The organism is Galenea microaerophila (genome assembly GCF_054657255.1).
In genome coordinates this window covers 1-5868 of sequence record NZ_BAAHWZ010000003.1, presented here as the reverse complement: position 1 = coordinate 5868, position 5868 = coordinate 1, and the positions used below count along the sequence as shown (strand labels likewise).

The 5868-nt window shown below is 49.7% G+C and carries 2 tRNA genes and 3 rRNA genes; all 5 read left to right on the top strand.

The window, feature by feature from the left end:
• Window positions 1-418 precede the first annotated feature (418 nt).
• The 5 genes from ACYQ05_RS08235 to rrf all read left to right on the top strand — a co-directional run bounded on the left by ACYQ05_RS08235 (window position 419) and on the right by rrf (window position 5843).
• A 16S ribosomal RNA gene (locus ACYQ05_RS08235) occupies window positions 419-1964 on the top strand.
• Window positions 1965-2056: 92 nt separating this feature from the next.
• A tRNA-Ile gene (locus tag ACYQ05_RS08230) sits at window positions 2057-2133 on the top strand.
• Window position 2134: 1 nt separating this feature from the next.
• Window positions 2135-2210, top strand: a tRNA-Ala gene (locus ACYQ05_RS08225).
• 463 nt (window positions 2211-2673) lie between these two features.
• Window positions 2674-5529, top strand: a 23S ribosomal RNA gene (locus ACYQ05_RS08220).
• A gap of 199 nt (window positions 5530-5728) precedes the next feature.
• Window positions 5729-5843: ribosomal RNA gene (gene rrf, locus ACYQ05_RS08215) — 5S ribosomal RNA — on the top strand.
• Together the 16S, 23S and 5S rRNA genes with 2 tRNA genes alongside form the textbook arrangement of a ribosomal RNA operon.
• Window positions 5844-5868: the final 25 nt, after the last annotated feature.

Here is a 5868-nt window from a genome sequence, read left to right as displayed (position 1 = left end):
AATGCCCCTATAATACGCATCTCCTTCAAGGGCGCAGTACTAAAAAGTCGCGTTCAAGAAGGACGAGCCAAGCAAAAGCGAAGCGTTGTCAAATGAAAAAAACGGAAGTAAGCAGTAAAAAACCTCCAAAAAACATTTGACAGTAAAAACGAATTCAGCTTATAATGCGCAGCTCATTTGATTGACAAACACCTAAAGCCAAACGTAAGTAAACGCTTTAAGTGATTGAAGCAGACACAGTTCTTTAACAACACGGTAATTCAGAGATAATTTATGTGGAAGCTCCTTAAGTGAGTTTTCGATAGATAAATCTCAGACGAAATGCAAGGTAAAGATACGCAAGTATCGTACATGTATCTCGTCAATTTCGAGAGTTTATTCCAACTCCTGAGAAGGAGACTAAATATATTGCAAGATTAAACTGAAGAGTTTGATCCTGGCTCAGAATGAACGCTGGCGGCAGGCCTAACACATGCAAGTCGAACGGAAACGATGGAGAAGCTTGCTTCTCCAGGCGTCGAGTGGCGGACGGGTGAGTAAAGCTTGGGAATCTGCCCTCTAGTTGGGGATAACGTATGGAAACGTACGCTAATACCGAATATGATCTACGGATTAAAGGTGGCCACTCCATGGAAGCTATCGCTAGAGGATGAGCCCAAGTTAGATTAGCTAGTTGGTGAGGTAAAGGCTCACCAAGGCGACGATCTATAGCTGGTTTGAGAGGATGATCAGCCACACTGGGACTGAGACACGGCCCAGACTCCTACGGGAGGCAGCAGTGGGGAATATTGCACAATGGGCGCAAGCCTGATGCAGCCATGCCGCGTGTGTGAAGAAGGCCCGAGGGTTGTAAAGCACTTTCAGTGGGGAGGAAGGACGCTTGGCTAATACCCAAGCGTTTTGACGTTACCCACAGAAGAAGCACCGGCTAACTCTGTGCCAGCAGCCGCGGTAATACAGAGGGTGCAAGCGTTATTCGGAATTACTGGGCGTAAAGCGCGCGTAGGCGGAATGTTAAGTCAGTTGTGAAATCCCCGGGCTCAACCTGGGAACTGCATCTGATACTGGCATTCTAGAGTTTAGTAGAGGGAAGTGGAATTCCAGGTGTAGCAGTGAAATGCGTAGATATCTGGAGGAACACCAGTGGCGAAGGCGACTTCCTGGACTAAAACTGACGCTGAGGTGCGAAAGCGTGGGGAGCGAACGGGATTAGATACCCCGGTAGTCCACGCCGTAAACGATGTCAACTAGCTGTTGGCCCTATTAAAAGGGTTAGTAGCGAAGCTAACGCGATAAGTTGACCGCCTGGGGAGTACGGTCGCAAGATTAAAACTCAAAGGAATTGACGGGGGCCCGCACAAGCGGTGGAGCATGTGGTTTAATTCGATGCAACGCGAAGAACCTTACCCTCCCTTGACATCCTGCGAAGGCGCCAGAGATGGCGCTGTGCCTTCGGGAACGCAGTGACAGGTGCTGCATGGCTGTCGTCAGCTCGTGTCGTGAGATGTTGGGTTAAGTCCCGCAACGAGCGCAACCCTTATCATTAGTTGCTACCATTTAGTTGAGAACTCTAATGAGACTGCCGGTGATAAACCGGAGGAAGGCGGGGACGACGTCAAGTCATCATGGCCCTTATGGGAGGGGCTACACACGTGCTACAATGGGAAGTACAAAGAGCAGCCAACTGGCGACAGTGCGCAAATCTCAAAAAACTTCTCGTAGTCCGGATTGGAGTCTGCAACTCGACTCCATGAAGTCGGAATCGCTAGTAATCGCGAATCAGAATGTCGCGGTGAATACGTTCCCGGGCCTTGTACACACCGCCCGTCACACCATGGGAGTGGGCTGCACCAGAAGTGGCTAGGCTAACCTTCGGGAGGCCGGTCACCACGGTGTGGTTCATGACTGGGGTGAAGTCGTAACAAGGTAGCCGTAGGGGAACCTGCGGCTGGATCACCTCCTTTAAGATAAAAAAGAAAGCGAGCTTAAGGCAGCTTCCACATAAATTCTCTCTGAATTACCGAAGACACGAAAGTGTTGTAGAAGGAAAAGAACCGGGTCTGTAGCTCAGTTGGTTAGAGCGCACCCCTGATAAGGGTGAGGTCGGTGGTTCAAATCCACCCAGACCCACCATGGGGCTATAGCTCAGCTGGGAGAGCGCCTGCCTTGCACGCAGGAGGTCTGCGGTTCGATCCCGCATAGCTCCACCAATAACAACCGCTTATAAGTTCTTGTATCAAAGCAAAGAATCTATAAGCGGTTCTTATTGAGAACAAGAAGCGTGAATGCTATAATTCCTCTTCTCAGTTCATTAAGACTGAAAGCAAAGTGATCAAAGCCTTTAGGCTTTGAAAACAAAAAGCTCTTTAACAATTTGGAATAGATTCACCCAGATGAAAATCAAAGACAATCGTCAGAGACAACCATCTGAGTGAAGTGCTTAAATACCGACATATTTAAGCATGTAAAGTTGCATATCATCTGCTCCAACGGATGATATGCAGTAAAGATATAGGTAACAATGTATCTTACAGAGTTCAAAACAATCAAGTAAGAACATGTCAGCGAAACTTTTAATCACAGCAACCTCAAAAAACAAAGCATGATTGAGCGCAAGCTCAACACAAAAGGTCATGCCAGCCAAGCGCAAGCAAGGTTATTTTTGAGTTGTATAGTTAAGTGATTAAGCGTACACGGTGGATGCCTAGGCGGTAGAAGGCGATGAAGGACGTGGTAGCCTGCGATAAGCCTCGGTAAGGTGGCAAACAACCTATGACCCGAGGATTTCCGAATGGGAAAACCCAACCAGCACCAGCTGGTTATCCCCTAGTGGGAGGCAAACCCGGAGAACTGAAACATCTAAGTACCCGGAGGAAAAGAAATCAACCGAGATTCCCTAAGTAGCGGCGAGCGAACGGGGACTAGCCCTTAAGCCGATAATAAGTTAGTAGAATGGTCTGGAAAGTCCAACGATACAGGGTGATAGTCCCGTATACGAAAACTTATTATGGGTGAAAACGAGTAGGACGGGACACGAGAAATCCTGTCTGAAGATGGGGGGACCACCCTCCAAGGCTAAATACTCTCTACCGACCGATAGTGAACCAGTACCGTGAGGGAAAGGCGAAAAGAACCCCTGGAGGGGAGTGAAATAGAACCTGAAACCGTGTACGTACAAGCAGTGGGAGCCCCTCGGGGTGACTGCGTACCTTTTGTATAATGGGTCAGCGACTTACTCTATGTTGCGAGGTTAACCGAATAGGGGAGCCGTAGGGAAACCGAGTCTTAACTGGGCGCAAGTAGCATGGAGTAGACCCGAAACCGGGCGATCTATCCATGGCCAGGCTGAAGGTTGGGTAACACCAACTGGAGGGCCGAACCCACGTATGTTGAAAAATGCGGGGATGAGCTGTGGATCGGAGTGAAAGGCTAATCAAGCTCGGAGATAGCTGGTTCTCCTCGAAAACTATTTAGGTAGTGCCTCATGTCTCACTGTTGGGGGTAGAGCACTGTTATGGTCTAGCGGGCCGTCAAGGCTTAGCAGCCCATGGCAAACTCCGAATACCAACAAGTGCAATCATGGGAGACAGACTGCGGGTGCTAACGTCCGTAGTCAAGAGGGAAACAACCCAGACCGCCAGCTAAGGTCCCTAAACACTACTCAGTGGGAAAGGATGTGGGAAGGCTTAGACAGTCAGGAGGTTGGCTTAGAAGCAGCCACCCTTTAAAGAAAGCGTAATAGCTCACTGATCGAGTCGGCCTGCGCCGAAGATTTAACGGGGCTAAGTAGTGTACCGAAGCTGCGGATGCCGTAAGGCATGGTAGAGGAGCGTTGTGTAAGTCTGCGAAGGTAAATCGAAAGGTTTACTGGAGATATCACAAGTGCGAATGCTGACATAAGTAGCGATAAAGGGAGTGAAAAGCTCCCTCGCCGAAAGACCAAGGGTTCCTACGCAACGTTAATCGACGTAGGGTTAGTCGGCCCCTAAGGCGAGGCCGAAAGGCGTAGTCGATGGGAAACAGGCTAATATTCCTGTACTTCTATATACCGCGATGGAGGGACGGAGAAGGCTAGATCATCCTGGTGATGGTTATCCAGGTTCAAGCCAGTAGGGAGATTCGCTAGGCAAATCCGGCGAATCAATCCTCAGAGGTGATGACGAGCCCATTATGGGCGAAGTGATTGATGCCATGCTTCCAAGAAAAGCTTCTAAGCTTCAAGTATATAGAAACCGTACCCCAAACCAACACAGGTGGTCAGGATGAGAATTCCAAGGCGCTTGAGAGAACTCGGGTGAAGGAACTAGGCAAAATGACACCGTAACTTCGGGAGAAGGTGTGCCTAAAGTAGGTGAAGCCCCTTGCGGGTGGAGCCGAACTAGGTTGCAGAGACCAGGTGGCTGCAACTGTTTACTAAAAACACAGCACTCTGCAAACTCGAAAGAGGAAGTATAGGGTGTGACGCCTGCCCGGTGCCGGAAGGTTAAGTGATGGGGTGCAAGCTCCTGATCGAAGCCCCGGTAAACGGCGGCCGTAACTATAACGGTCCTAAGGTAGCGAAATTCCTTGTCGGGTAAGTTCCGACCTGCACGAATGGCGTAATGATGGCCACACTGTCTCCACCCGAGACTCAGCGAAATTGAACTCGCAGTTAAGATGCTGCGTACCCGCGGCTAGACGGAAAGACCCCGTGAACCTTTACTACAGCTTTGCACTGGACTTTGACACGACCTGTGTAGGATAGGTGGGAGCCTGAGAAACCGAGACGCCAGTCTCGGCGGAGGCGTCCTTGAAATACCACCCTGGTCGTGTTGAGGTTCTAACCTAGATCAGTGAATCCTGGTCAGGGACAGTGTATGGTGGGTAGTTTGACTGGGGCGGTCTCCTCCCAAAGAGTAACGGAGGAGCGCGAAGGTACCCTCAGCACGGTCGGACATCGTGCAATGAGCGCAAGAGTAGAAGGGTGCTTGACTGCGAGACAGACACGTCGAGCAGGTGCGAAAGCAGGTTCTAGTGATCCGGTGGTTCTGTGTGGAAGGGCCATCGCTCAACGGATAAAAGGTACTCCGGGGATAACAGGCTGATACCGCCCAAGAGTTCATATCGACGGCGGTGTTTGGCACCTCGATGTCGGCTCATCACATCCTGGGGCTGAAGTCGGTCCCAAGGGTATGGCTGTTCGCCATTTAAAGTGGTACGCGAGCTGGGTTTAGAACGTCGTGAGACAGTTCGGTCCCTATCTGCCGTGGGCGTTGGAGAATTGAGGGGGGCTGCTCCTAGTACGAGAGGACCGGAGTGGACGAACCTCTGGTGTTCCGGTTGTCACGCCAGTGGCATTGCCGGGTAGCTAAGTTCGGAAGAGATAACCGCTGAAAGCATCTAAGCGGGAAACTTGCCCCAAGATTAGTTCTCCCTGAGACTTTAAGTCTCCTGAAGAGCCGTTCAAGACTAGGACGTTGATAGGCCAGGTGTGGAAGCTCAGTAATGGGTGAAGCTAACTGGTACTAATTACTCGTGAGGCTTAACTATACAACTCAAAAGTAACCTTAAGCACTATGCTTAAGCAAAGGTTGAGTGATTAAAAGAAGATGACAAGTTCTAAAGATTGAATAAAACTTGTAAGGACATTGACCTGACGTTACAACTTTACAAAAGACTTAAAAGTGAATCTATTCCGAATTCAGTGCAGTGTGCATTTAGCATTTACACAATGTACATAACCCAATTGCTTGGGGACCATAGCGAGATGGAACCACCTGATCCCATTCCGAACTCAGAAGTGAAACGTCTCAGCGCCGATGGTAGTGTGGCAGGTGCCATGTGAGAGTAGGTCATCCCCAAGCTTATCTATTCCAAAAACCCAGCTGG